Below are 2,572 nucleotides of genomic sequence, written 5' to 3' on the forward strand. Positions count from 1 at the left end.
TTTGAATATATTGAAATATTTTATAATCGCGTAAGGCTACATTCGACATTGGGATACTTAAGTCCGTTGGAATATGAAGCTCGTTACGCTTAAACAGGATGTCCACTTTTAGTGGGTAACACCAACACCATGAAAATTCAACATGCTGATTTACTAAAAGGGGCAATTCTAGGGCCGCTAATAGCATTTCCATTTTTCATGGTTATCAATATCGGCGAAAGAGGTTTTTTTGAATTTTTAGCTGGAAGCTTCATGGCTGCCTCTATTAGCCTGGTAATAATATATCCAATTGTTTTCTTTTACGGTTTACCTATTGCTCATTTACTAAAAAAGTTTAGTTTATTTAAACCCCACTATTTATGTTTAGCTAGCTGTTTTCCGGTCCTGTTTTTTGGTGCAAGGGTAGAATTATTTAGTCTTGCGGTATCTATCAGCTTAACGGCTTGGTGGGTTGCTAAAAATAGCAGTAGTGATGTATAACAAACCAATCACCCGGACGCCAACTCGCTGGCTGGAGCTCGTTCCTCGCCAGTATAGCCAACAAGTTTTCGCCGTTTATTAGGGGCGTTATATGCACTTGAGGGTTAAATGAAGCTAGAGTACATTTTTATACTCTTTTTTCCGCTGTGCTCTTTGGCTTCACCACCAATCGAGTCATTTGCTTTAGATGAAGATTCTGCGAAACTTCTCGGGTTTTCCTATTCAATAACGGTAGACAAACTTTCGAAAATGATTGAACTCCAAGGCCCAGCTCAACTTAAGAATGGTTGCACGCCAATTGCATTAGGAAATTTTTTAATTGGGCCTGATGAAGAACAGATTTCTGCTTTTATTGGCAGTCCAAATGTCAGCGAACCACAAGCATTAGGTTTCGTATCTCCTGATTCGGACAATAAGCTGATAGTATTTATAGATTATTCATGCCCAGATGGTTTTTCATCAGATAGTCGCCGCTATGAAGTGTCTACTAATTAAAGTGCGTGCATATAACAATCCATTCAACCGGACCCAAACTCGCTGGCTGGAGCAACTTCGTTCCCAGTATAGCCAGCAAGTCTGTGCCGTTTAATAGAGGCGTTATATGCCTGTTGTAGCTTGTTGACAAAGTCCGGCATTGCCGTATGATTCTGTTATGATATTTATTGAAACAAGTATATTCACGAAAGTTTTACCAAATTACTTATCGGACGATGACTATCGAGGCTTGCAATCTTACTTGCTACAAAAGCCTGATGCTGGTGATATTGTTAGAGGATCTGGAGGAGTACGGAAAGTTAGATGGGCTCCTTCCGGAAAAGGAAAAAGTGGTGGTGTACGTGCAATATATTACTGGAAAAAGTCAGAACATGAGATTTGGATGCTTACTATGTATAGTAAATCTGAGCGTTCAACAATTGCATCTCATATTCTTAAGCAAATAGCGGAGGCAATAGATCATGAGTAATCGAGATATAGGTCTAGAAATCTTAGAAGGCTTAAATGAAATTAAGCGTTTTAAACACGGTAAGTTATTGTTAAAAACTACTGAGTTATCGGAACCATCGGAGCCAAAGGTAATCCGTTCAAAACTAAATTTATCCCAATCAGCTTTTGCTGGTTTACTGGGAGTCAGTATGCGTACCCTTCAAGATTGGGAGCAAGGTCGTAGACATCCTCAGGGTCCTGCTATCGCACTATTACGTATTGCTGAACAACATCCAGAAGTGTTTGCAGACCTTCATTAAATCGGCATATAACAAAAACATAAACTGGAAAACTACTCGCTGAAAAGCGCTCGTATTTCCCAGTTATATTAAGTGTTATACGTTTAGGGAGCCGCGGTGCAAATTGAGATAAGCAAACGTAAAGCTTTGTTTTATGCATTACTAAGTTTGTTGATTGGACTCCCTCTTATTATATATGGTGGTTATGGGTTTTATGTTGATAAGATAAGTGGCTTAAAATCATTACTTTTTACATCTTTGGGATTAATAATGAGTGTTTACTCATATGCTCAATTCTTAATTGTAAGAAGTTCATGTCTAGGTTTAGAGTTTAGTCCTGAGGGTTTGATAGATAACTCAACATTACCAAATAATATTCTAATTGAATGGTCTGAAATTAAGTTAATAAATTGTCCTGATTTGGATCCTCCGCCACACTTTGCAGTTCATTTAAAGGATGATGAAAGGTTTTTTAGTGACCTAAATTGGTTCTATAAGTTTTACTTCAAAATCACTAAAATTTGGTACAAGACACCAGTCGTATTGGTTACTGACAACTTGAAATGTGATTCAGCAGAGTTAGATGCAATATTAAGAGAGTATTCAAGCTTGTATGTTCAATAAACGTATAACAAGTTGCCTAAGTTCGCTGCAAAAAAGCGCAGCTGGGACAAATACTCACTGGGCAAAGCCCAACAACGTTCGCATTTGCCCCTTGGCAAAGCGTTATATGCACTTGAGGGGAGCCTGTAACTAATTTTGTGTAACTGCCTATCACAACATACTCTAGTAAGAGTTAAGGATAGGCAGATGCAAATGAACAAAAAAGAATTAGAAGCTTTCGCCAAGGAAGCGGCCAAAGGCATTAA

The 2,572-nt window shown here is 38.3% G+C and carries 6 protein-coding genes; all 6 read left to right on the top strand.

The window, feature by feature from the left end:
• Positions 1-93 (top strand): IS3 family transposase (locus ABD036_RS18915; RefSeq protein ID WP_343862677.1); only part of this gene is annotated, 93 nt, incomplete at its 5' end.
• A gap of 36 nt (positions 94-129) precedes the next feature.
• Positions 130-480 (top strand): hypothetical protein, encoded by a 351-nt coding sequence (locus tag ABD036_RS18920; RefSeq protein WP_343862733.1) that lies wholly within the window; start codon positions 130-132, stop codon positions 478-480.
• A gap of 108 nt (positions 481-588) precedes the next feature.
• Complete coding sequence (locus tag ABD036_RS18925) at positions 589-975, top strand: hypothetical protein (RefSeq protein WP_343862735.1); 387 nt, start codon at positions 589-591, stop codon at positions 973-975.
• Between the two features lie 157 nt (positions 976-1,132).
• Positions 1,133-1,444, top strand: a complete 312-nt coding sequence (locus tag ABD036_RS18930) for a type II toxin-antitoxin system RelE/ParE family toxin (RefSeq protein ID WP_293752493.1) — start codon at positions 1,133-1,135, stop codon at positions 1,442-1,444.
• Entirely contained in the window at positions 1,437-1,724 is a 288-nt protein-coding gene (locus ABD036_RS18935) for a helix-turn-helix domain-containing protein (protein ID WP_293752495.1), read from the top strand. Before ABD036_RS18930 ends, ABD036_RS18935 begins: the two co-directional genes overlap by 8 nt.
• 96 nt (positions 1,725-1,820) lie before the next feature.
• The gene (locus ABD036_RS18940) at positions 1,821-2,327 is read left to right on the top strand and encodes an STM3941 family protein (RefSeq protein WP_343862738.1); all 507 of its coding nucleotides are present in this window, start codon (positions 1,821-1,823) and stop codon (positions 2,325-2,327) included.
• Positions 2,328-2,572: the final 245 nt, after the last annotated feature.

Origin of the sequence: Aliiglaciecola litoralis, assembly GCF_039523355.1 — a bacterium.
In the GTDB taxonomy this organism is placed as follows: domain Bacteria; phylum Pseudomonadota; class Gammaproteobacteria; order Enterobacterales; family Alteromonadaceae; genus Aliiglaciecola; species Aliiglaciecola litoralis.